At 69.0% G+C, this 21700-nt stretch carries 18 protein-coding genes; 11 read left to right on the top strand and 7 right to left on the bottom strand.

Annotated elements, in window-relative coordinates; genetic code table 11:
- Window positions 1-38: 38 nt before the first annotated feature.
- The 4 genes from ACKI2N_RS23270 (at window position 39) to ACKI2N_RS23255 (ending at window position 6421) form a co-directional block, all read left to right on the top strand.
- The gene (locus ACKI2N_RS23270; RefSeq protein ID WP_420993110.1) at window positions 39-1265 is read left to right on the top strand and encodes an efflux RND transporter periplasmic adaptor subunit; all 1227 of its coding nucleotides are present in this window, start codon (window positions 39-41) and stop codon (window positions 1263-1265) included.
- A 4-nt stretch (window positions 1266-1269) separates the two neighbouring features.
- Window positions 1270-4434, top strand: coding sequence for an efflux RND transporter permease subunit (locus ACKI2N_RS23265; RefSeq protein WP_420993109.1), 3165 nt, complete (start codon window positions 1270-1272; stop codon window positions 4432-4434).
- Entirely contained in the window at window positions 4421-5854 is a 1434-nt protein-coding gene (locus tag ACKI2N_RS23260; protein WP_420993108.1) for an efflux transporter outer membrane subunit, read from the top strand. The genes ACKI2N_RS23265 and ACKI2N_RS23260 overlap by 14 nt, the downstream gene beginning before the upstream one ends.
- Window positions 5855-6028: 174 nt before the next feature.
- On the top strand, window positions 6029-6421 hold the full coding sequence (locus ACKI2N_RS23255) for a hypothetical protein (protein ID WP_420993107.1): 393 nt from the start codon (window positions 6029-6031) through the stop codon (window positions 6419-6421).
- 83 nt (window positions 6422-6504) lie between these two features.
- Here ACKI2N_RS23255 and ACKI2N_RS23250 read toward each other — a convergent pair whose 3' ends face one another.
- The 3 genes from ACKI2N_RS23250 to ACKI2N_RS23240 are packed head-to-tail and all read right to left on the bottom strand — an operon-like array spanning window position 6505 to window position 8041.
- Window positions 6505-6954: a hypothetical protein gene (locus ACKI2N_RS23250; protein WP_420993106.1), complete on the bottom strand. Its 450-nt coding sequence runs from the start codon at window positions 6952-6954 to the stop codon at window positions 6505-6507.
- The gene (locus ACKI2N_RS23245) at window positions 6948-7541 is read right to left on the bottom strand and encodes an N-acetylmuramoyl-L-alanine amidase (RefSeq protein ID WP_420993105.1); all 594 of its coding nucleotides are present in this window, start codon (window positions 7539-7541) and stop codon (window positions 6948-6950) included. Before ACKI2N_RS23245 ends, ACKI2N_RS23250 begins: the two co-directional genes overlap by 7 nt.
- A 17-nt stretch (window positions 7542-7558) precedes the next feature.
- Entirely contained in the window at window positions 7559-8041 is a 483-nt protein-coding gene (locus tag ACKI2N_RS23240; RefSeq protein ID WP_420993104.1) for an Hcp family type VI secretion system effector, read from the bottom strand.
- Between the two features lie 315 nt (window positions 8042-8356).
- Between ACKI2N_RS23240 and ACKI2N_RS23235 the strand changes: the two genes are divergently transcribed.
- The 4 genes from ACKI2N_RS23235 to ACKI2N_RS23220 all read left to right on the top strand — a co-directional run bounded on the left by ACKI2N_RS23235 (window position 8357) and on the right by ACKI2N_RS23220 (window position 14059).
- Window positions 8357-9499, top strand: a complete 1143-nt coding sequence (locus ACKI2N_RS23235) for a GGDEF domain-containing protein (protein WP_420993103.1) — start codon at window positions 8357-8359, stop codon at window positions 9497-9499.
- A 255-nt stretch (window positions 9500-9754) separates the two neighbouring features.
- Window positions 9755-10063: a hypothetical protein gene (locus tag ACKI2N_RS23230; protein ID WP_420993102.1), complete on the top strand. Its 309-nt coding sequence runs from the start codon at window positions 9755-9757 to the stop codon at window positions 10061-10063.
- A 59-nt stretch (window positions 10064-10122) separates the two neighbouring features.
- On the top strand, window positions 10123-12330 hold the full coding sequence (locus tag ACKI2N_RS23225; protein ID WP_420993101.1) for a TonB-dependent receptor: 2208 nt from the start codon (window positions 10123-10125) through the stop codon (window positions 12328-12330).
- A gap of 394 nt (window positions 12331-12724) precedes the next feature.
- Window positions 12725-14059 (top strand): collagen-like triple helix repeat-containing protein, encoded by a 1335-nt coding sequence (locus ACKI2N_RS23220; RefSeq protein WP_420993100.1) that lies wholly within the window; start codon window positions 12725-12727, stop codon window positions 14057-14059.
- 51 nt (window positions 14060-14110) lie between these two features.
- Here the strand turns inward: ACKI2N_RS23220 and ACKI2N_RS23215 are convergent, their stop codons facing one another.
- Window positions 14111-14839: an MBL fold metallo-hydrolase gene (locus ACKI2N_RS23215; RefSeq protein ID WP_420993099.1), complete on the bottom strand. Its 729-nt coding sequence runs from the start codon at window positions 14837-14839 to the stop codon at window positions 14111-14113.
- Window positions 14840-15092: 253 nt separating this feature from the next.
- Between ACKI2N_RS23215 and ACKI2N_RS23210 the strand changes: the two genes are divergently transcribed.
- Window positions 15093-16241: a zinc-binding dehydrogenase gene (locus ACKI2N_RS23210; protein WP_420993098.1), complete on the top strand. Its 1149-nt coding sequence runs from the start codon at window positions 15093-15095 to the stop codon at window positions 16239-16241.
- A gap of 321 nt (window positions 16242-16562) precedes the next feature.
- Here the strand turns inward: ACKI2N_RS23210 and ACKI2N_RS23205 are convergent, their stop codons facing one another.
- Complete coding sequence (locus ACKI2N_RS23205) at window positions 16563-17393, bottom strand: oxidoreductase (RefSeq protein ID WP_420993097.1); 831 nt, start codon at window positions 17391-17393, stop codon at window positions 16563-16565.
- 143 nt (window positions 17394-17536) lie between these two features.
- Here ACKI2N_RS23205 and ACKI2N_RS23200 point away from each other — a divergent pair, with 143 nt between their 5' ends.
- Both ACKI2N_RS23200 and ACKI2N_RS23195 read left to right on the top strand, forming a co-directional pair.
- A complete protein-coding gene (locus ACKI2N_RS23200; RefSeq protein ID WP_420993096.1) occupies window positions 17537-18445 on the top strand; it encodes a LysR family transcriptional regulator in 909 nt (302 codons plus the stop codon).
- 44 nt (window positions 18446-18489) lie between these two features.
- Window positions 18490-19713 (top strand): alpha/beta hydrolase family protein, encoded by a 1224-nt coding sequence (locus ACKI2N_RS23195; protein ID WP_420993095.1) that lies wholly within the window; start codon window positions 18490-18492, stop codon window positions 19711-19713.
- A 39-nt stretch (window positions 19714-19752) separates the two neighbouring features.
- Here the strand turns inward: ACKI2N_RS23195 and ACKI2N_RS23190 are convergent, their stop codons facing one another.
- Entirely contained in the window at window positions 19753-20571 is an 819-nt protein-coding gene (locus tag ACKI2N_RS23190) for an isocitrate lyase/PEP mutase family protein (protein ID WP_420993094.1), read from the bottom strand.
- Window positions 20572-20695: 124 nt separating this feature from the next.
- Window positions 20696-21577 carry a LysR family transcriptional regulator gene (locus tag ACKI2N_RS23185; protein ID WP_420993093.1) on the bottom strand — a complete coding sequence of 294 codons (882 nt, stop codon included), beginning with the start codon at window positions 21575-21577 and terminating at the stop codon, window positions 20696-20698.
- Between the last annotated feature and the right edge of the window lie 123 nt (window positions 21578-21700).

Below are 21700 nucleotides of genomic sequence, written 5' to 3'. Positions count from 1 at the left end.
CGAATCCCGATTTCCGAAACCAACTCAGGAGTAGTGAGATGCTCAGTCAGAGATCCCCGTTTCGCAAGCCGCCGGTCCTGGCCGGCATTTCGCTGGCCGTCGCCGCGGCGGTAGCCGGCGTGGCCGGCCTTGCCGGCACCGAGACCAAGGCCGCGCAATCGTCGGCGTCGCCGCCGACCGAGGTGCAGGTGCAGTCGGTGGCGCCGGAGAACGTGCGCGTGTGGTCCAGCTTCTCGGGGCGGCTCAAGGCCGTCGACGAAGCGCAGGTGCGGCCCGAAGTAAGCGGCCGGATCGTCGAAGTCCGCATCAAGGACGGGCAGACCGTGCGCGCGGGCGACGTCATGTTCGTGATCGATCCGCGCACCTACGAGGCCGCCGTGGCCAGGGCGAAGGCGGACCTCGCCGCGGCGCGCACGCGCGCTGACTTCGCGGCGACGGAATACGAGCGGGCCCGCGGCCTGATCGGTTCCGAGGCCATCCCGCGCAGCCTGTACGACCAGCGCGGCAACGAAGACCGCGTCGGCCGCGCCGCCGTGCTGGCCGCCGAGGCGGCGCTGCGCCAGGCCAGCATCAACCTGGACTATGCCTACGTCAAGGCGCCCATCTCGGGCCGCGTCAGCCGCGCCGAGATCACGCTGGGCAACCTCGTGCAGGCCGGCCCCAACGCGCCGGTGCTCACGCGCATCGTCTCCAGCGACGGCATCTATGCCGATTTCGAGGTCGACGAGCAGAGCTACATCCGCAGCATCCGCGGCCAGGCCGACACGCACAGCAAGGAACAGAAGCTGCCGGTCGAGATGACGTTGCTGGGCGATGCCGGGCACACCTACCAGGGCACCATCTACACCTTCGACAACAGCATCGACGTGGCCAGCGGCACCATCCGCGCGCGCGCGAAGTTCGCCAACACCGACGGCGCGCTGGTGCCGGGCATGTTCGTCTCGATACGGCTGGCCGGCGGCAGCGACACCCGCGCCCTGCTGGTGCCCGACGTGGCGCTGGGCAGCGACCAGAGCAAGAAGTTCGTCTTCGTGGTGGGCGCCGACAACAAGGTCGCCTACCGCGAAGTCACGCTCGGCGCCGGCATAGAGGGAAGGCACATCGTGCTGGCCGGCCTGAGCGCTGGCGACCGCGTCGTCACCAAGGGGCTGCAGTTCATCCGGCCGGATGCGGTCGTCTCGCCCAAGGAAGCCGCCGCGGCGCCGCCGAAGGCCGTGACCACCGCCGCGGTCCAGCCGGACGCGGCCAAGAAGACCACGGACTGATGCGATGAACCTCTCCAAATTCTTCGTCGACCGGCCCAACTTCGCGGCCGTCATCTCGATCCTCATCTTCCTGGCCGGCCTGATCGCGATCCCGCGCCTGCCGATCTCCGAGTATCCCGAAGTGGTGCCGCCCTCGGTGGTGGTGCGCGCGCAGTTCCCGGGCGCCAACCCGAAGGTCATCGCCGCCACCGTGGCCACGCCGCTGGAGGAACAGATCAACGGCGTCGAGAACATGCTCTACATGTCCTCCCAGGCCGCCAGCGACGGCGTGCTGACGCTGACCGTCACCTTCAAGCTGGGCACCGACCCCGACCTGGCCACGCAGCTCGTGCAGAACCGCGTCAACGAGGCCCTGCCGCGCCTGCCCGACGTGACGCGCCAGCTCGGCGTGAGCACCGTCAAGAGCTCGCCCGACCTGACCATGGTGGTCCACCTGGTCTCGCCGAACGACCAGTACGACATGCTGTACCTGCGCAACTACGCGCTGATCAACGTCAAGGACGAGCTGTCGAAGATCACCGGCATCGGGCAGATCAACATGTTCGGCTCGGGCAACTACGCCATGCGGGTGTGGCTCAACCCGCAGAAGATCGCCGAGCGCAACATGAACCCCGACGAGGTGGTGGCCGCCATCCGCAAGCAGAACATCCAGGTCGCGGCCGGCGTGGTCGGCGGCGCGCCATACAAGGACAACGTCGAGATCCAGCTGCCGGTCAACGTGCAGGGCCGGCTCACCGACGTCGACCAGTTCGAGAACATCATCATCAAGCGCGAGAACGGCGTCGTCACCTACCTGCGGGACGTCGCCCGCGTGGAGATGGGCGCGTCCGAGTACGCGCTGCGCGCGCTGCTCGACAACAAGCAGGCGCTCGCGCTGATCATCTTCCAGTCGCCGGGCGCCAACGCCATCGAGATCTCGAACAACGTGCGCGCCAGGATGGCCGAGCTGAGCAAGCGCTTCCCCAAGGGTCTCGAATACCGGATCGCCTACGATCCCACCACCTTCGTGCGCGACTCCATCGATGCCGTGATCCATACGCTGCTCGAAGCCATCCTGCTGGTGGTGCTGGTGGTGATCCTGTTCCTGCAGAGCTGGCGCGCGGCCATCATTCCGCTGCTCGCGGTGCCGGTCTCCGTCATCGGCACGTTCGCGGTGATGCACGGCTTTGGCTTCTCGATCAACGCGCTGTCCCTGTTCGGGCTGGTGCTGGCCATCGGCATCGTGGTGGACGACGCCATCGTGGTGGTGGAGAACGTCGAGCGCAACATCGCCGGCGGGCTCAGGCCGCGGGAAGCCACCATCAAGGCCATGCAGGAAGTGACCGGCCCGATCATCGCCATCGCGCTGGTGCTGTGCGCGGTGTTCGTGCCGATCGCCTTCATCAGCGGGCTGACGGGGCAGTTCTACCGGCAGTTCGCGCTGACCATCGCCTTCTCGACGGTGATCTCCGCCTTCAACTCGCTGACGCTGTCGCCGGCGCTGGCGGCCTTGCTGCTGCGCTCGCACGACGCGCCCAAGGATGGCCTCACGCGCTTCATGGACCGCTACCTGGGCGGCTTCTTCGCGCGCTTCAACCGCGTGTTCCACCGCGGCTCCGAGAACTACAGCAGCGGCGTGACCCGCGCGCTGCACCGCAAGCGCGGCTCGCTGCTGATCTACGCCGTGCTGCTCGGCGCCACGGTGTTCGGCTTCAGCCACGTGCCGACCGGCTTCGTGCCGATCCAGGACAAAGGCTACCTGGTCAACCTGATCCAGCTGCCCGACGGCGCCACGCTCGACCGCACCGAGGCCGTGGTGCGGCAGATGACGGACATCGCCTCCAGGGAGCCCGGCTACCGCAACGCCGTGCAGCAGCCGGGGCTGTCGCTCAACGGCTTCATCAACAGCCCGTCGGCGGCCACGGTGTTCTTCGGCGAGAAGAGCTTCGACGAGATGGGCAAGCTCGGCGTGACCGGCCCCAGCCTCGCGCATAGCCTGCAGGCCAAGTTCAGCGCCATCAAGGATGCCTTCATCGCCGTCTTCCCGCCGCCGCCGGTGCAGGGGCTGGGCAACACGGGCGGCTTCAAGCTGCAGATCGAGGACCGCGGCGACGCCGGCTACGAGGCCCTGAGCAAGTCCGTGACGGCGGTGCTGGAGAAGGCGCGCAAGGCACCCGAGCTGGCCGGGGTGTACACCACCTACAACGTCACCACGCCGCAGTTGTTCGCCGACGTGGACCGCACCAAGGCCGCGCAGCTCGGCATCGACGTGGACGACGTCTTCAAGACGATGCAGATCTACCTGGGCTCGCTCTACGTGAACGACTTCAACAAGTTCGGCCGCACGTACCAGGTCATCGCGCAGGGCGACAAGGACTTCCGCTCCAGGCGCGACGACATCCTGGACCTGAAGGTGCGCAACTTCGACGGCAAGATGGTGCCGCTCGGCGCGGTCGTCACCCTGAGCGACACCACCGGCCCGGACAGCGCATCGCGCTACAACGGCTACCGCTCGGCGGACATCAACGGCGGCCCGGCGCCCGGCTATTCGACCGGGCAGGCGCAGGCCGCCATCACCAGGATCCTGGACGACACGCTGTCCGGCGACATGGCGTTCGAATGGACCGAGCTGGCCTACCAGCAGATCCTCTCGGGCAACACCGCGCTGATCGTGTTCCCGATCTGCATCCTGCTGGTCTTCCTGGTGCTCACCGCGCAGTACGAGAGCGTCTTCCTGCCGCTGGCGATCATCATGATCGTGCCGATGTGCCTGTTCTCGGCCATCATGGGCGTATGGCTCACGGGCGGGGACAACAACCTCTTCACGCAGATCGGCTTCTTCGTCCTGATCGGGCTGGCGTGCAAGAACGCCATCCTGATCGGCGAATTCGCCCGCGAGCTGGAGATACACGGCAAGTCCACCTACGAGGCCGCGGTCGAGGCGGCGCACCTGCGCCTGCGCCCGATCCTGATGACCTCCATCGCGTTCATCGCGGGCGTGCTGCCGCTGGTGCTGTCGCACGGCGCCGGCGCGGAAATGCGGCACGCGATGGGCGTGGCGGTCTTCTTCGGGATGATCGGCGTGACGTTCTTCGGCCTCTTCCTGACTCCCATTTTCTACGTGCTGGCCCGCGGCCTGGAGAAGCGCCTCACGAAAACCGAAAAGGTACATCACCATGTCGAAGCGTAATGTGATGGCGGCGCTGGCCGCCGCCGCGTTCCTGGCCGCGTGCACCAGCCCGGTCGGGCCCCAGCCCTCGGGCATCGATACCGCCGCGTCGTGGCGCCGGCTGGACGGCGGCAAGGCCAACGAGGGCGGCGAGGGCGCCGGCGCGGCGCTCCTGGTCGCCAGCGCCGATGCCGAGGTCGACCAGCAGTGGTGGGGCCGTTTCCGGGATCCCACGCTCGATGCGCTGGTGCGCGAGGCGCTCGGCAACAACAAGACGCTGAAGATCGCCCGCGCGCGCGTCGACGAGGCGCGCGCCGGCCGCCTGCTGGCGCAGTCCGCGCTGGCGCCGCAGATCAACGCGGAGGCAAGCAGCGAGCGCGGCAACCGCGGCTTCCTCACCAGCGACAAGGCGGTGACGATCAACCAGGTGGACATCGCCGCGAGCTGGGAGCTCGACCTGTTCGGCCGCAACCAGGCGCGCGCCGCGCAGGCGGGCGCCATCCTGCAGTCGGCCGAGGCCAGCCGGCAGGCCGTGCGGGTGGCGCTGCTGGCCGAGGTGGCGCGCACCTACTTCGACCTGGGCAACTATGCGCGCCAGATCGAGCTGACCCGGAACAACCTCGCCACCCAGCGCAAGACGCTCACGCTCATCCAGGCCCAGTTCCAGGGCGCGATGGCGAGCAACTTCGACGTGCAGCGCGCGGCCGCGCAGGTCTCGGCGACCGAATCGCTGATTCCCGCGCTGCGGACCGGCTATGACCAGTCGGTCAACCGGCTGGCGAGCCTGCTCGGGCGCACGCCGGAATCGATGGGCGGGATGTTCGACGGCGCGGCCGCGGCGCGCGCGACGGTGCCGCCGCTGGACAATGGCATCCTGGTCTCGGCCCCCGCCACGGTGCTGGCGGCGCGCCCCGACGTGCGCGCGGCCGAGCGCGGCTTCGCCGCCAGCATCTCGGGCCGCAAGGCGGCGGTCGCCGAGCTGTTTCCCAACATCTCGCTGACCGCGCTGTTCGGCGCGCAGAACGCCACGCCGTTCTCGTCCACGCCGTGGGGCATCGGCGCGGGCCTGGTCCAGCCGATCCTGAACTTTGGCCGCATCTCGTCGCAGATCGACGCGGCCGACGCGCGCCAGCGGCAGGCCTTCCTCGGCTACCAGCAGACCGTGCTCGAAGCGCTGGAGGACATGGAGAACGCGCTGTCCGGCTACCTCAACGAGAACACGCGCAATGCCTCGCTCTCGGCCGGCGTGGCGCAGAACCGCAAGGCGGTCGAGCTGGCCAGGATGCAGTTCAGCCACGGCTACATCGGCCTGCTCGACGTGCTGGTGGCCGAACGGGACCTGCTCGACGCCGAATCGAAACAGGCTGCCTCGGACGCGAGCCTGCGCAAGGACCTGGTGCGCATCTTCGCGGCGGCGGGCGGCGGCTGGCGCGACCAATAGCGCCGCGCGGCCTTCGCCTGGACGGAACGGCGCGGTGGGATGGCTTGCCATCCCACCGCGTTCGCATTGCCGGCCCAGCATCCAGGCAGGTTTCGCCCTTTCCTCTCCTGACCGGCCTGCTAATCTTATTGCGGTGCAACGTGCGCCGCGTCCGGCTCAACCGAGGAGGGGAAAATGTTTCCATGGATCTGGCTGTGGTCTCCGAATATTCACTTTCCCTGGAGCGGCGCGGTCGCCCAGAACATCGACCCCGACGTGCTGTTCAACGGCATTTCGCCCTCCGCCGGCGACGCCGACATCGAGCGGCGGGCCTTCCACATCGCCTCGTATGGCCGGCAACTCGGCCTCATCACCGAAGTGCTGCTGCACGCGGTGGACCCCGCCTCCATCGACCCGCAGCGGGCCGCCAGTTCCCTGGAGAGGCTGAAGCGCATCCGCGACGAGATCGAATGGCTCAAGACGGACGACGGCGCGCTGTCGCCGGACGCGCTGCTAGGCCATCTGGCCCGGCTCAGAACGGAGAATCCTGCCGAATTCGCGCGGGTGCTGCGGATTGCGAACGGGTGAGTGGCGGGGGCGAGCCGGCGCGGCAGGAGTGCCGGCGAGGAGAAGGAGACCCGGCGATGCCGCCGGGATCGACGGCCGGGCTCTCAGCACCCGGGCTCATCGCCGAGGCCATATGTGCAGGCGAATGGATCATGCCATTTGTTTCTCTTGTACAGAAGATGTACTCCGCCGCCGCCCGCCCACTCGAGTCCCGCCGAACCACTCGAATAGAGGATCCACTCGCCGCCAAAGCCATCGGCAAATTCGACTGTCCCGGTTGCGTAGCAAGGCGAGTAGCGGTCGTGATTCAACACAAAGCCTGGCACCGGATATGCCTTGGAGAAATAGGCCCTGACCTGGGCAGGCGTGGGCTTGAACCGCCCGCATTCCCTGATGAGCATTGGATCTTCGCCATCCTTTATCCCCTGTACCATGCCGGTCCGATTGATGACGACCGACCGGACATTTCTTGCATGGCTATCGAAAGAAACCACGCACAGAAAAACCGCCAGCGTTGCCACAAGTCTGCCGCTGCCGAATAGACCCTTTACCATTTTGCCGTCCTTGCTTCGGTCTCATTCTTGTAGGAAACCTCTGGATGCAAGTACACCTCGTGCATGCTTACGTCCAAGGTTTCCGCCAGTTCGGAGATGAGCCATTTCAGTGAAATACGCTGCGAATCGGTGACGTCATCGTAGATCTCCCTTCCAGCCGGCCCGCTGTGGTTGCCGACCAGTTCGATGCCGATGGCGTCATCGTTGGAGGGAAATCGTCGTGGCCATTCCTTTTTCTCCTCATGCTTGTGAAGGGCGCGCGCTCCACGCTTTGCGGCGGCAGCCGAAATCTCGACCGGACTGCATTTTCTTGTCTCCAGGCACCGCGATCGCAATAGTCCGACATGGGCGGTGGCCCTGAGCAAAGAGGCTGTCTGATAGATCGTGCCATCCAGATCAATGAGGAAATGCGCCCCATTGGCGCTTTTGTTCCCATAGCTGTTGAAGGTACTCTTCGCGGTCGGCGCGCCGGTCTGATGCACCACGATCCCATTCACCTTATGCATCGGCCCGCGCTCGATCGCGGGATGGATGGCCAGCTTGACGCGCTCCGCGTCGACATGACCGTGCTTCGAAATGAACAGCATGGCGTTTTCTCCCTCGGTCAGATGGCCTTGTTGGCCTTGATGTCGTATCTCGCGCCCACGGTCCCGGCGCTGCCGCCTTGCGCGTTCTGCAGCACGTAGTCGTGCCGCACGCGGGCAAAGGACAGCCGGACCTCCTCGCGCGGCATGGCCATGTTGTGGTTGCCCGCCACGGCAACCCGGGTGACCAGCACGTCTTCCATCGTGATCTTCAGGTATTCGAGCGGCGCGCCGCCGGCCTTGCGCATGACCAGCACGGCGGTGTCGATGTGCTTGCCGGCCAGGCAATACTGCACGAGGGTTGGCGTGGCCCGGTCGACGTAGTGCTCGAAAGTCAGGTCATCCACGCTGCATTTGCCCGCGCCGCCGCCGCTGCCTTCGTGCATGCCGGACGGCTGGCTGACGGACCAGTCCCACGTCAGCACCTCGATCTCGTTCGGATGGCGGGCGTCGGCGGATTCGCCGTCGATGCCTGCCAGCTTCAGGAAAATGTCCTCGGACATGGCCTTGCTCCTTGTTGCCTGCGGGTTGAGGTGCGAATGCCGGCCGGCATCGCATCGGCCGGCAAAGCACGGTATCAGCGCAAGCCATTCGCGGATATTGGACGGGTATGAAATGCCCTTTCTCGACCCCGGCTGCCCCGGCGGACAAGCGCCGGGCCGCAACGCCCGGCGCCGCCGCATAGCCCCGCGCAGGCCGGCGCAGGCGTCGAAAGCCCCGCCCGGTAGGCGAAATGAAAGCGCTTTCCGCTAGAATCCTGCCTTTCCGATTCGTGCAGCGCGAGCCGGCGATACCACGCGCGGAATTCACGGGAACCGATGGACATGAAAACAGCGGCTTTCAGCCTGCCACGTTGGCGTTCTACGGGCTGGTTGTGCGACCCCGGCGCGAATGTCCCGCAAGACATCCGCGTCAAGCTGATCGGCAGCCTGTTCGGCACCCTGCCCATCTTCGCCGGCGGCGTGCTCAACACCATCGCCGTGGCCGTGGCCATCGCCTGGCGCGACCCCAGCCCGGCCTTCCTGGCGTGGGTGGTCATCGAGATCCTGCTGTGCGGCACGCGGCTGTGCGTGCTGGTGGCCGCGCACCGGGCCGCGGCCGCGGGCAGGCCCACCTTCACCGATGTCTACGTCCTGCTCGCCGTGCTGTGGGGGGCGAGCGTGGGTTATGGCACGTTCATCAGCATCCTCAGCAACGACTGGGTGGCGGCCACCCTGTCCTGCCTGTCCGCCGCCGCGATGGTGGGCGGCATCTGCTTCCGCAATTTCGGCGCGCCGCGGCTGGTGGCGATCATGATCCTGCTGTCGCTGGGCCCCTGCTGCATTGCCGCACTGCTGTCCGACGAGACCGTGCTGCGCCTCACGCTGGTCCAGATCCCGTTCTACCTGGTCGCCATGAGCATCGCGGCCTTCCACCTGAACAAGCTGCTGGTCACCACCATGAAGGCGGAGCGGGAAAACGACCACCGCGCCCGCCACGATGCCCTCACCGGCCTGCCCAACCGCGCGGGGCTGGTCCACGCCTCCGCCCACCTGTACCAGGCGGACCAGATCGGCGAGGGCAAGACGGCGGTGCTGTACATGGACCTCGACGGCTTCAAGCCGGTCAACGACCGGCACGGGCACGAGGCCGGCGACCAGTTGCTGGTCACCATCGGCAAGCGGCTCGATGCGCTCAAGGGCCCGGACGACATGGTCTTTCGCATCGGCGGCGACGAATTCGTGGTCATCGTGCGCGCGGGCGACCAGGCGGAGATCGCCAGCTTCGCCGACCGGCTGGTCAGCGAGGTGCCGGCGCCGTTCATGCTGGAGCCCGAGGTCAGCGTGGAGATCGGCGCCAGCATCGGGGTCGCGCTGATCCCCGAGCACGGCGCCGACGTGATGGCCGCGCTGACCGCGGCGGACAAGGCCCTCACGCTGGCCAAGCTCAGCGGCAAGGCCCAGTGGACGCTGGCGACCTAGAGACCGGCACGCGAGCGGCGGGAACCGCTCTGTAAATCGCGCCGCGGCGCCCCGCCGCAGGCGGGATTGTGGCGATAGCCGCACAGCCGCCGGCCCGCACCGGCATGCACGCGGGCCGCAGCGGGCATTGCGAAGCGCGTCGACAGATGGCAAACTCGCAACTCTGTTGCAATAACCGGTTCCACCTCGAGAAAACCGGCCGCCCTTTCTCTTCAGCCATCCGTGTTTCGCCGCTCGCTCGCCCTCCTGCTGGTCGTGGCCTTGCTCTTCGGGCAGGCGGGCAACTACGTCCATGCGCTGTCCCATCTCCACGCGCAGCTGCAGAGCAGCTCGTGCGTGGAAGCGGACGACGCCGGCCAATGCGCGCCCGACCAGGACGTCTGCCTGCAGTGCCTGGCATTCGCGGCCCTGGCCGTGGCGATGCCGGCGCTGGCCTCCTGGCTGCTCATCGCCTGTGCGCGCCGCTGGCATTACCCGCTGGCCGCCGAGCGCCACCTTGCCCCCGTATTCTCGCCGCGGCCCCGCAGCCGCGGCCCGCCTCTGACCGGCCCGTCGTTCGCGTAGTGCATTGGCGCGGGCAAGGAGTCCCCGCGCGACACTCCCATATCGTCAGAGGCATTGCCATGTCAGTTTTCCAGCTTCGAGCCATTGCGGCCGGCGCCGCGTCGGCGCTCGCCGTTTCAGCGCACGCCCAGTCGGCGCCCGCCGACACACCTTCCACGCCGCCCACAACGCGGCAAACCCAGGCGCAGCCCGCCGCCCCGGCCAGCCCGGCCACCCCAGCCGCCGGCGACAAGACACTCAACGCGGTCGTCGTCACCAGCAAGCGCCTGGACGAGGCGCGCAACGCCCTGTCGCCCGATACCGGCAGCTCGGTCTACCGTTTCGACAGCGAGGACATCAACGCGCTGCCGCTCGGCGACAACACCCCGCTGAACCAGGTCCTGCTGCAGGCGCCCGGCGTGGTGCAGGATTCCTTCGGCCAGCTGCACGTGCGCGGCGACCACGCCAACCTGCAGTACCGCATCAACGGCGTCACCATCCCCGAGCCGATCAGCGGCTTCGGCCAGATGCTCGACACCCGCTTCGCCGACGAGATCAAGCTGGTGACCGGCGCGCTGCCGGCGCAATACGGCTTCCGCACGGCCGGCATCGTGGACATCCGCACCAAGGGCGCGGCCACCGACGACGAAGGCGAGCCCCGCGCCTTCGGCGGCGAGATCGGCACCGTGATCGGCAGCCACGCCGACCATGAAGCCAACGGCTACATCCAGGGGGCCAAGGGCCCATGGAGCTACTTCCTGAGCGGCTCGTTCAGCGAGAACAATCTCGGCATCGAGAACCCGACCGGCGGCAGCAACGCCATCCACGACCACACCGACCAGGGCAAGGCCTTCGGCATGCTGTCGTACCTGGTCAACCCGAACAGCCGGATCAGCTTCATGTTCGGCAGCGCCGACAACCGCTTCCAGATTCCCAACAGGCCCGGCCTGTCGCCCTCGTTTTCCATCGACGGCGTGGTCCCGCCGGCATCGGACGCGCTCAACGCCAACCAGCGCGAGAAGACCGACTTCCAGATCCTCTCGTTCCAGAACAAGGTCTCGTCCGCGCTGGACTACCAGGTGTCGCTGTTCCACCGCACCAGCCGGGTGGACTACAACCCGGACCCGATCGGCGACCTGGCCTACAACGGCGTGGCCGCCGACATCACCCGCCGGAACGAAGCCTACGGCGTGCAGGCCGACGGCAGCTACATCCTCAACCCGTCGCACACGCTGCGCGCGGGGCTGTTCCTGCAGCGCGAGCGGTTCGGCGTGGACAACACCTCCACCGTGCTGCCGGCCGACGCGGACGGCAACCAGACCAGCGGCGTGCCGCTGTCCATCGTCGACAATTCCAGCAACACGGGCACCACGCTGGGCTTCTACCTGCAGGACGAGTGGAAGGCCACCGACAAGCTCACCATCAACTACGGCGCCCGCTACGACCACGTCAACACCGTGGTCAGCGAGCAGCAGCTCAGCCCGCGCCTGGGCCTGACCTACGACCTCACCAACACGACCCGCCTGCATGCCGGCTATGCGCGCTATTTCACGCCGCCGGCGACCGAGAAGATCGACCCCACCTCGGTGGACAAGTTCGTCGGCACCACCAACGCGCTGCCGTCGGACGCCAATACCGCGGTGCGCTCGGAGCGCTCGGACTACTTCGACCTGGGCATCTCGCACCAGGCCACGCGCAACCTGACGCTCGGCCTGGATGCCTACTACCGCAAGGTCCGCCACCTGCAGGACGAGGGCCAGTTCGGCAACGCCCTGATCTTCTCTTCGTTCAACTACGACGAAGGCAAGATCTACGGGCTGGAGGGCACCGCCAACTACCGGCAGGGAAATTTCGCCGCCTATGCCAACGTGAGCGTGTCGCGCGCCATGGCCAAGGGCATCGAGACCGGCCAGTTCAACTTCGAGGCCGACGAGCTGGCCTTCATCGCCAGCAACTGGGTGCATCTGGACCACGACCAGACCGTGGCCGGCTCGTTCGGCACCTCCTACCTGTGGCGCGGCACGCTGCTCACCGCCGATGCGCTGTTCGGCAGCGGCCTGCGCAACGGCTTCGCCAATACCGGGCACCTGCCGCCGTACCTGCAGGTCAATGTCGGCGCGGCGCATACGTTCGATACACCGGTCGCCGGCAAATTCAAGGTGCGCCTGACGGTGATCAACCTGTTCAACCACGCCTACGAGCTGCGCGACGGCACCGGCATCGGCGTCGGCGCGCCGCAGTACGCGCCGCGGCGCGCCTTCTACGTGGCGGTCTCCAAGCCGTTCTAGCGGGACGCGGGTTCCCTCGCGGGAACCCGCGGATTGCCGGCGAACCTGCTGCACATTGATTTTGCCGGCGGCCCTGGCGCGCTCTGCCTGGCAAACGGCGTGCCGCGCGGCCTGGCGCGGCGCAGCCGTATCGCCCGAACCGCCCTCCGCCGGGACCGTCGCGTGATGGGGGGCAAGGCCCCTCGGTGTTACGTAACACGTAACGGCAACGATCGGCACAGCGGCGGCATGAAACGCCCGCCGACGACCCCCGCCGGATACCCGCAAACCCAGCCTGCAAGCGGGTTCCCGGCCAGCGAAGCAGCACGGTCCGCAGACCTGGAAAACACCTCCGGCCTCGGGCACAGCTATTGCGTGAATGCCCGGTAAGAAAAAATGACTGGAGAGGTCAACCGTGCGTAATCAGCAATATCTGCTTGGCGTGTTGGGCACCCTGGTGCTGCTTGGCGGCTGCGCCAACGGCCACGACGGCAAGATGGGCGCCACCGGGCCCACGGGCGACCCCGGCGCGACCGGCGCCCCGGGCGCGGGCGGCCCGCCCGGAACCACCGGCGCGACGGGCGCGGCCGGCGCCAAGGGAGATACCGGGGCAACCGGTGCGACCGGCCCTGCCGGGGGTGCCACGGGCGCGACCGGGGCAACCGGCGCCACCGGCGCCGACGGCGCAACGGGACCCACGGGCGCCACTGGCGCAACAGGTACCACAGGCGCAACGGGCACGACCGGCGTCACCGGCGGCACCGGCCCCACGGGCGCGACCGGCCCCGCTGGCGGGACAGGCGCGACGGGAGCTACCGGGCCCGCCGGCCCCACCGGATCGACGGGCGCTCCCGGCGCCACGGGTGCCACGGGTGCCACGGGCGCAGCCGGCCCCACCCTGCTCAACGAGGTCGGCGCGGCCGTCAGCAGCGTCGGCAACACCATCGGCGGCGCCGGCACCGGCCCGCTGGCGGCTGTCACGGCGCCGGTGGGCGCCGTCGTCAGCCAGACCGGCGCGCTGGTCGGCGGCCTGGCGCCGCAGACGCTGGCCGATCCGGTCAACCAGGTCCTCACCAGCGCAAGCAAGGCGATCGTCCCGCTGACGTCCACGCTGGCCAGCACCACGCAGACGCTGGGCGCGGCCACGGGGCTGGGCCCGGTGGCCAACAACCTGCTCGGCACGGTCGGCGGCGGCGTGTCCACGCTCGGCACGGCCCTGGCCAACACCAACGCTCCCCTCGTGACCAGCGTGGGCGGCATCGTGAATACCGCCGGCACGGCCGTGGCGTCGCTTGGCGGCCTGTTCAACCCGCCGGCCGGCACCCCGGGCGGCAGCCCGCTGGACCCGGTCACCGGCCTGCTGGGCAGCCTGACCGGCGGCCTCCAGGGCGGACTGCCGGGATTGCCCGGGCTGCCGGGCTCCGGCAATGGCGGCGGCGGCGCGGCGGGCCTGCTGGCGCCGGTCACCACCCTGCTCAACAACACCGTCGGCGGCCTGACCGGCGCCGCCGGGGGCGGTACCGGTGGAAGCGGCGGAAGCGGCAATCCGCTGTCGGGTGTGCTGGCCCCGGTCGCCGGCGTGGTATCCGGCGTGACCGGCGCGGTGGGGGGCGCGGCGGGCGGCAACAATGCGCTGTCCGGCGTGCTGGCCCCCGTCACCAGCCTGGTGTCCGGCCTGACCGGCGCGGCGGGCGGCACGGGCGCCCCGGCCGGCGGCCTGCTCGGCGGGCTGGGGAACACCAGGAAGTAAGGATGGCGCGCCGGCGGACAGCACCCGCGCCGAGCCTGCGTCGCGCGCCGGCTAGCCGCGCAGGGACGCCGCCAGCGCCCGCAGCAAGGCGGCGCCGTCGCCGCGCCACGCGCTGCCATGCATGCACGCCAGCGTGCGCGGCGCCAGCGTTGCCAGCCGCTCGAGCATGGCGCCGGTGCCGGGCGCGTGGGCGTAGTAATCCATGCTGCGCCGGAAGGCTTCGCTCGGCCCCAGGATGTCCCCCTCGGTCAGCGCGGGAAGGCGCGCGCCGGGCTGGGTGAACAGGTCGCTGCACAGCAGCGTGCCGGTGGCCTCCTCCATCAGCACGCCGCAATCCCAGCCATGCGGCAGGTGCGGCGTGGCCAGCCAGCGCACGCTATGGCTGCCGAGGCTGCGGACCTGCCCGTCTTCCAGCGCCAGCACGTGGCGGTCCGTCGCATCGCTGACGGAGACCATCGCGGCGATGGTGCCGCACAGCGGCGCCGCGTGCGGCGCGGCCGCCAGCCATTCGCCGAGCGATCCGCACTCGTCCCCCTCGACATGCGAGAACGCGACATGGCGCAGGCGTTCGGGCGGCATGACGCTGGCCACCGCCTCGCGCACCAGTTCGAACATCTTGCGCGGGCCGGTGTGGAACAGCAGCGGCTCGTCGTCGAGCACCAGGTACTGGTTGAAGGAAAACCCGCCTGGACCGCCCTCGAGGATGACGGGCGTATTGATGCGGTAGATCCCGTCCGACACTTCGTGGACGTTGGTGCCTGACAGTGCATTGGTGATCATCGCCTGCCTCCTCGCTCTCGCAAGCCGCCCGGCGCCGGGCCGGTTGCCCCGGGGCGCGCCGTGGGGACAGTGCTCAGTCTAGGCGAGCGCGGCGGTCCCCGCCATGCCGGCGGCCGGCCGCAAGGCAGCCGCGCGGGGCGCCGACCCGGTTTCCGATCTTGCAGTAGGATTGCGCCATCGCAACGGGGGCCGGCACCGCCAGCCCGTCCGCGCCCTCCGCGCCCGGTCGCATCCAGCAAATCAGGAGAACCACATGTCCACCGACATCCCCCGCACCGCTCTCCAGCTGCGCTCGCTGGTCAAGGCCAGCGGCGAACTGGAACTATCCCTTGCCAGCGTCGACGTGCCCACGCCGGGCCCCGACGAAATACTGGTCCGCATCGAAGCCTCGCCGCTCAACCCGTCTGACCTGGGCCTGCTGTTCGGCGCGGCCGACATGAGCACGGCGAAGGCCAGCGGCACCGCCGGCCAGCCGGTGGTGACCGCGCGCGTGCCCGAAGGCGCGATGAAGGGCATGGCCGGCCGGGTCGGCGAATCGATGCCGGTCGGCAACGAGGGCGCGGGCGTGGTGGTGGCCGCCGGCTCGTCGGCCGCGGCGCAGGCGCTGCTCGGCCGGACGGTGGCCGTGCTGGGCGGCGCCATGTACGGGCAGTACCGCTGCGTGCCGGTGGCGCAGAGCCTGGCGCTGGCGCCCGGGGCCACGCCCGCGGACGGCGCCTCGTCGTTCATCAATCCGCTGACCGCGCTGGGCATGACCGAGACCATGCGGCGCGAGGGACACAAGGCGCTGGTGCACACCGCGGCGGCGTCCAACCTGGGCCAGATGCTCAACAAGATCTGCCAGCAGGACGGCATCGGCCTGGTGAACGTCGTGCGCAAGCAGGAACAGGCCGACCTGCTCAAGTCGCTGGGCGCGGCCCATGTGTGCAACATGGCCTCGCCCACCTTCGCGCAGGACCTGACCGAGGCGATTGCCGCCACCGGCGCGACCATCGCCTTCGACGCCACCGGCGGCGGCAAGCTGGCCGGGCAGATCCTGAGCGCGATGGAAGCGGCCTTGAGCAGGACCGCGGGCACGTACAGCCGCTATGGCACGTCGACGCACAAGCAGGTCTACCTCTACGGCAGCCTGGATCCCAGCCCGACCGAGTTCGTCCGCAATTTCGGCATGGCATGGAGCATGGGCGGCTGGCTGGTGTTCCCGTTCCTGCAGAAGATCGGGCCGGAAGCGTCCGGCGCGCTCAAGGCGCGCGTGGTGGCTGAGCTGAAGACCACCTTCGCCAGCCACTACGCCCGCGAGATCTCGCTGGCCGAGGTGCTGGACCTGGAACAGATCGCGGTCTACAACAAGCGCGCCACCGGCGAGAAATTCCTGGTCAATCCGAACAAGGGACTGGCGTAGGCCGGTGGCCGGAAGCGTGGACCGGCCGGCGGCGGAATTCGCCGACCGGCGGTTTGCTCCCCTCTCCCGCGCAGTGGGAGAGGGGACGGGGGAGAGGGCGGGGGCCGGCGAATGCTGCCGTGCTGGACAACACCATCGGCTTCGTTTCTCGCCGCTAAGCCGGACAAAACCGTCGGCCTCGCTTGATGTGGCTCCTGGCCGAACCGCCCCTCTCCCCGGCCCTCTCCCCGTGAGGGGAGAGGGAGAACACCTTGCTTGGGCTAGCGCTGACGGCGTGGGCGTATCTGGCGGCTTCGTTCATTGCCCTGCGCGCCGAACCGCTCACTCGGTGAAGTCGGTGCTCACGGTGAGGTGTTCCCACTTGTCGATTTCCGCGTTCAGCTCCCTGAGCTTCTCGCGCACGAAGCCGAGCGCGTCGGTGCCCAGCAGCAGGTGCACCGGCGGGTCTTCGGCGGCCACCACCTGCAGGATGGCCTGCGCGGCCTTGGCGGGGTCGCCGGGCTGCTTGCCCGACCTGGCCGCGCGCGCGGCGCGCTGCGGCGCGAGCATGGTGGCGTAGTCCTCGATCTCCGACGAGGTGCGCTGCATCGAGCGGCCGGCCCAGTCGGTGCGGAACGCGCCCGGCTCGATGGCCGTCACCTTGATGCCGAACCCGCTCACTTCCTTGGCCAGCGCCTCGTTGATGCCTTCGAGCGCGAACTTGCTGGCGTTGTAGATGCCCACACCGGGGAAGGTCATCAGGCCGCCCATCGAGGTCACGTTCAGGACATGGCCGCGGCGGCGCTGCCGCATGTAGGGCAGCACCGCCTGCGCCACGCTGAGCGCGCCGAAGACGTTGACGTCGAACTGCGCGCGCACGTCCGCCGGCGCGGCTTCTTCGATGCTGCCTTCGTAGCCGTAGCCGGCATTGTTGACCAGCACGTCGATGGGGCCCGCCTCGCGCTCGACCTGCGCCACCACGCCAGGGATGGCCGCGTCGTCGCGCACGTCGAGGATGTAGCCGAAGGACTGGCCCTTGGCCAGCGCGGCGAATTCCGCGCGCTGCGCTTCGTTGCGCAGCGTGCCGGCGACCTTGTCGCCCTGCGCGATGGCGGCTTGCGCCAGCGCACGTCCGAAACCGGTGCTCACGCCCGTAATGAACCAGGTTTTCATCACTTCTCCAGATGGTTTGCTTGAATTGCCGTTGCCTGCATGGAGCCGTCATCTCGGGCGGCTCCGGCACAACGGAGTATGGACGTTGCTTACCGTATCAAGAAGGAAGATAATCAAAAAGGACTTTGCAAATAAACTGCACAATGAACCACGCTGATTTCCAGGCCTTGTCGGTCTTTGCCCGGGTGGCGCAGGAGCAGAGCTTCAGCGCCGCGGCGCGCGCGCTGGGCATTCCGGTGACCTCGGTCAGCTACACGGTGCGCAAGATCGAGGAACGCCTCGGCGCCCGCCTGCTCAACCGCACCACGCGCAGCGTCAGCCTGACCGAGGCCGGCGCCAAGTTCCTCACGCGCATCGCCCCGCTGCTGCAGGAGCTGGAGCTGGCCATGCATGACGTGGCCGGCGCCTCCAGCCGCTCGATGGGCACCTTGCGCCTGAACGTGCCCCACTCTGCCATACCGCGCGTGATCCAGCCGGTACTGAAGGACTTCCTCACCGCCTACCCCGACATCAATATCGACGTGATCGCGGACAACAGCCTGGTGGACATCGTCGGCCGGGGCTTCGACGCCGGCATCCGCTACGACAACGTGCTGGAAGAAGACATGGTGGTGGTGCCGCTGGTCACGCAGATGCGTTTCTGCGTGGTGGCCAGCGCCGGATACCTGCAAGACAGGCCCAGGCCGCGCCACCCGCGCGACCTGCTCGCGCACGAGTGCGTGAACTACCGCAGCGCCGACAACGGCGCGCTGTACCGCTGGGAGTTCGAGAAGGCCGGCGAAAAACTGCGCATGGCGGTGACCGGGCGCGTCGCCACCAACGACAACACGCTGCTGCTGCAGGCCGCGCTCGACGGCTTCGGCTTCACCTACATCCAGCATCGCGTGGCCGAGCCGCATATCCAGGCCGGCCGGCTGGTCAGCGTGCTGGACAACTGGATTCCGCGCACGGGGCTCTATCTTTATTACTACAATCGGACGGGTATGCCGAAGAAGCTGCGCGTCTTCATCGATTTCGCCAAGGCCGCGCTGGACGGCAACGACAACGGATAGCCGGGCGGCGCACGGGCGCCGCCGGCCAACCAACGGAGTGCGCCGTGTCATCGACCCCCGCGATCTTCAGCTCTGCCCTCCATAACCAGTTCGGCACCTGGCCGCTGGCGTACATCCCCTACGGCGGCGCCGACTACGGCGAGATCCTGGCGGTGGCGCGCGCGGTCGGCGATGGCGACGACAGCGCCTTCCACGCGGCCTGGATGGCCGCCGGCGGCCGGCTCGAAACCCAGGCCGACGCCGCGCTGGCCGCTGGCCACCGGACCAGCGCGCGCGAACTGTACCTGCGCGCGAGTTGCTTCTACGCCACCTCGTTCCATCCGCTCTACGGCACGCCGGTGGACCCACGGCTGCTGGCGGCGTTCCGCAAGGAGATGGCGGCCTTCGACAAGGGCATGGCGCTCGGCGATCCGCCGGTCACGCCGATGCGGATTCCGTTCGAGCACACCACGCTGCCCGCCTACCTGATCCCGGCCGCCGGGCAGGCCGGCGCGCGGCGCCCGCTGCTGATCGTCACCAACGGCTACGACGCCACCATCCCCGACGTCTATTTCTTCATCGCGGCGGCTGCCTCGCGGCGGGGCTACCACACGCTGCTGTTCGACGGCCCCGGCCAGGGCGAAGTGCTTTACGAGCAGGGCATCCCGCTGCGGCCGGACTGGGAAACCGTGGTGCGCGCGGTGGTGGATTTCGCGCTCGCGCTGGACGTGGCGGACCCCGCGCGCATCGCGCTCTACGGCATCAGCCTGGGCGGCTACCTGGCGCCGCGCGCGGCTTCGGGCGAGCCGCGCCTGGCCGCCTGCATCGCCGACCCCGGGCAATGGGCGGTGGCCGACGGCTTCCGCGCGGCGGCGCGCAAGCTGGGCGCCACGCCGGCCGAGGCGGCGGATCTCGGCCAGCTCGGCGATGCCACGCTGGCCCGGCTGGAGCAGGCCGTGGAGCAGGACCCGCACCGGCGCTGGGCCGTGGTGCAGCGCGGCTTCTGGGTCAACGGCACGGCCAGCCTGCGCGACTACCTGGCCAGTGTCGAGACCTACACCATGCAGGGCCGCGCGCAGGCGATCCGCTGCCCCACCCTGCTCACGCGCGCGGAAGAAGACCCCGTCGCCGACGGCGCCGGAACGTTGTTCGAGGCCCTCACCTGCCCGAAGACCTTGCTGCCCTTCACCGCGCAGGAAGGCGCCGCCGACCACTGCGAGACGCAGAACCGCTCGCTGGCGAACCGGCGCATGCTCGACTGGCTCGATGATGTCTTCGGCAAGAGCTGACCGCCGGCGGCGATGCAGGGACAATCCGGCGGCCCGGCCTCAGCCGAAGTTGCCGAAGATATCGTTCAGCTGCCTTGACGGCACCGCGCCGCCGAGCCCGTCGAACGAGCCCGCCTTGAGCTGCCCGGCGGCGGCCAGCATGCCGGCCCAGGCAGCGCGCGCGAGCCCCCCGCCCACGCTGATGCGCCGCACGCCGAGGTCGGCCAGTTCGTCCACGCTCATGCCGGGCCGCATCATCAGCACGTTGAGCGGCCTGGGCGCGACGGCGCGCACCATCGCCGCGATGTCCGCCTTCGCCGCCACGCCCGGCGCGTAGAGGCAATCGGCCCCGGCCTCGGCAAACGCGACCAGCTTGTCGATGGCGGGCGCCAGCGCGGCCGGATCGGCCAGCATGCCTTCGGTGCGGGCAACCAGCAGCACGTCCTGGCCCGAAGCGTCGATGGCCGCGCGCGCGGCGCGGATGCGCTCCACCGCGAGCGCCTGGTCGTACAGCCCGCCGCTGCGCGCATCGAGATCCTCGATGGACAGGCCGGCCACGCCGGCGTCGACGGCCAGGCGCACATTGCCCGCCACGCCTTCCGGCTCCTGTGCGAAGCCCGATTCGAAATCGGCATTGACGGGCAGGTCCACGCCCGCGCACAGCGCCGTCAGGTGCCGCAGCACATCGTCGCGCCCGACCGCGTTGTCGGCGCGGCCCAGCGACCATGCCAGGCCCGAGCTGGTCGAGGCGAGCGCGGCAAAGCCCAGGTGCTGCAGCATGCGCGCGCTGCCCACGTCCCACGGATTGGGCAGCACGAAGCAGCCTTGCTGGTGCAGGGCGCGGAAGGCGGCGCGCTTCTCGGCGACGGGGCGGGTCATGGCTATCTCCTGGTCTTCGCTCTGTAGGTATGCGGAATGCGGTACGTGGAATGCGCCCGGGCCGGCGCGCGCCGAGCGAAGATCATACCGCCACCCGCGCCGCCGCGCGCCGGCCGCCGCGTGCTCAGGCCTCGTCCTCCCGGCTCTCGAACGCATGCACGATCTCGTCGATCATCGCCCGCACGCGCGCCGTGTGGCGCAGGTCCTGGTGCGTGACGAGCCAGACTTCATAGTGCATGGCGCGCGTGCGCTCCGGCCACACGCGCACCAGCCCCTCGCGCTCGGCCAGGTAGGCCGGCACCTCGCCGATGGCGATGCCGGCCTTGATGGTGCTGCGCAGCATCAGGCTCGAATACATGGCGGCCACGATCCGCCCCGCGTGGATCGGCTCGCCGGCCAGCGTGGGGGCCCGGTTGCCCGCCACCAGCGGCTGGTAGACCACCAGGTCGTGGCCGGCGAACGCGGTGCCGGGCACCGGCTCGCCGTGGCGCGCCAGGTAGGCAGGCGCGGCATACAGCCCGACCGGCCAGCGCGCCAGCCGGCGCGCCACCAGGTCGGGGTTGGCGGGCTTCATGGTGCGCACCGCGATGTCCGCCTCGCGCCGCGCCAGGTTGAGCATGTTGGTGGAGGTATTGAGCAGGATCTTCACGTCGGGATGCGCCGCGTGCAGGCGCCCGATGGCGGGGATCAGGAATTCCAGCGCCAGCGAGTCCGTGGTGGTCACGCGCACCTCGCCCTCCAGCCGCGTGTCCACGCCCTGGGCCTGCCTGAGCAGCTCGTGCGCCGACTGCTCCATCTTCAGCGCCGAGCGCAGCACCGCCTCGCCGGCCGGCGTGAGCGCATAGCCGTCGGAGGTGCGCAGGAACAGCGTGGCGCCGAGCGCCCGCTCCAGCGCGGCGAGGCGCCGGCCCACCGTGGCCTGGTCGAGTTCCAGCGTGCGCGCGGCACGCCGCAGCGTGCGCTCGCGCTGCACCGCGAGAAAGATCCGGGTGTCGTCCCAGTTCATGAAAAGCCGCTCCGGTGTGATGCAAATCTGCATCTGACGGACGGAATAATGCAGCACAAATTCATCACCGTGCAAACCTATACTCGGCCCATCGACCACAAGACACGAAACCGGGACCAGATA

The organism is Cupriavidus sp. 30B13, assembly GCF_049059565.2.
Classification (GTDB): domain Bacteria; phylum Pseudomonadota; class Gammaproteobacteria; order Burkholderiales; family Burkholderiaceae; genus Cupriavidus.
Note: the sequence above shows the minus strand (reverse complement) of the source record. Positions and strands in the feature narration are given on the sequence as shown.

Bases quoted from the DNA above. Each gene is read 5' to 3' on its own strand.
- ACKI2N_RS23270 (WP_420993110.1), top strand. From the start codon at position 39: ATGCTCAGTCAGAGATCCCCGTTTCGCAAGCCGCCGGTCCTGGCCGGC.
- ACKI2N_RS23265 (WP_420993109.1), top strand. From the start codon at position 1,270: ATGAACCTCTCCAAATTCTTCGTCGACCGGCCCAACTTCGCGGCCGTC.
- ACKI2N_RS23260 (WP_420993108.1), top strand. From the start codon at position 4,421: ATGTCGAAGCGTAATGTGATGGCGGCGCTGGCCGCCGCCGCGTTCCTG.
- ACKI2N_RS23255 (WP_420993107.1), top strand. From the start codon at position 6,029: ATGTTTCCATGGATCTGGCTGTGGTCTCCGAATATTCACTTTCCCTGG.
- ACKI2N_RS23250 (WP_420993106.1), bottom strand. From the start codon at position 6,954: ATGGTAAAGGGTCTATTCGGCAGCGGCAGACTTGTGGCAACGCTGGCG.
- ACKI2N_RS23245 (WP_420993105.1), bottom strand. From the start codon at position 7,541: ATGCTGTTCATTTCGAAGCACGGTCATGTCGACGCGGAGCGCGTCAAG.
- ACKI2N_RS23240 (WP_420993104.1), bottom strand. From the start codon at position 8,041: ATGTCCGAGGACATTTTCCTGAAGCTGGCAGGCATCGACGGCGAATCC.
- ACKI2N_RS23235 (WP_420993103.1), top strand. From the start codon at position 8,357: ATGGACATGAAAACAGCGGCTTTCAGCCTGCCACGTTGGCGTTCTACG.
- ACKI2N_RS23225 (WP_420993101.1), top strand. From the start codon at position 10,123: ATGTCAGTTTTCCAGCTTCGAGCCATTGCGGCCGGCGCCGCGTCGGCG.
- ACKI2N_RS23215 (WP_420993099.1), bottom strand. From the start codon at position 14,839: ATGATCACCAATGCACTGTCAGGCACCAACGTCCACGAAGTGTCGGAC.
- ACKI2N_RS23210 (WP_420993098.1), top strand. From the start codon at position 15,093: ATGTCCACCGACATCCCCCGCACCGCTCTCCAGCTGCGCTCGCTGGTC.
- ACKI2N_RS23205 (WP_420993097.1), bottom strand. From the start codon at position 17,393: ATGAAAACCTGGTTCATTACGGGCGTGAGCACCGGTTTCGGACGTGCG.
- ACKI2N_RS23200 (WP_420993096.1), top strand. From the start codon at position 17,537: ATGAACCACGCTGATTTCCAGGCCTTGTCGGTCTTTGCCCGGGTGGCG.
- ACKI2N_RS23190 (WP_420993094.1), bottom strand. From the start codon at position 20,571: ATGACCCGCCCCGTCGCCGAGAAGCGCGCCGCCTTCCGCGCCCTGCAC.
- ACKI2N_RS23185 (WP_420993093.1), bottom strand. From the start codon at position 21,577: ATGAACTGGGACGACACCCGGATCTTTCTCGCGGTGCAGCGCGAGCGC.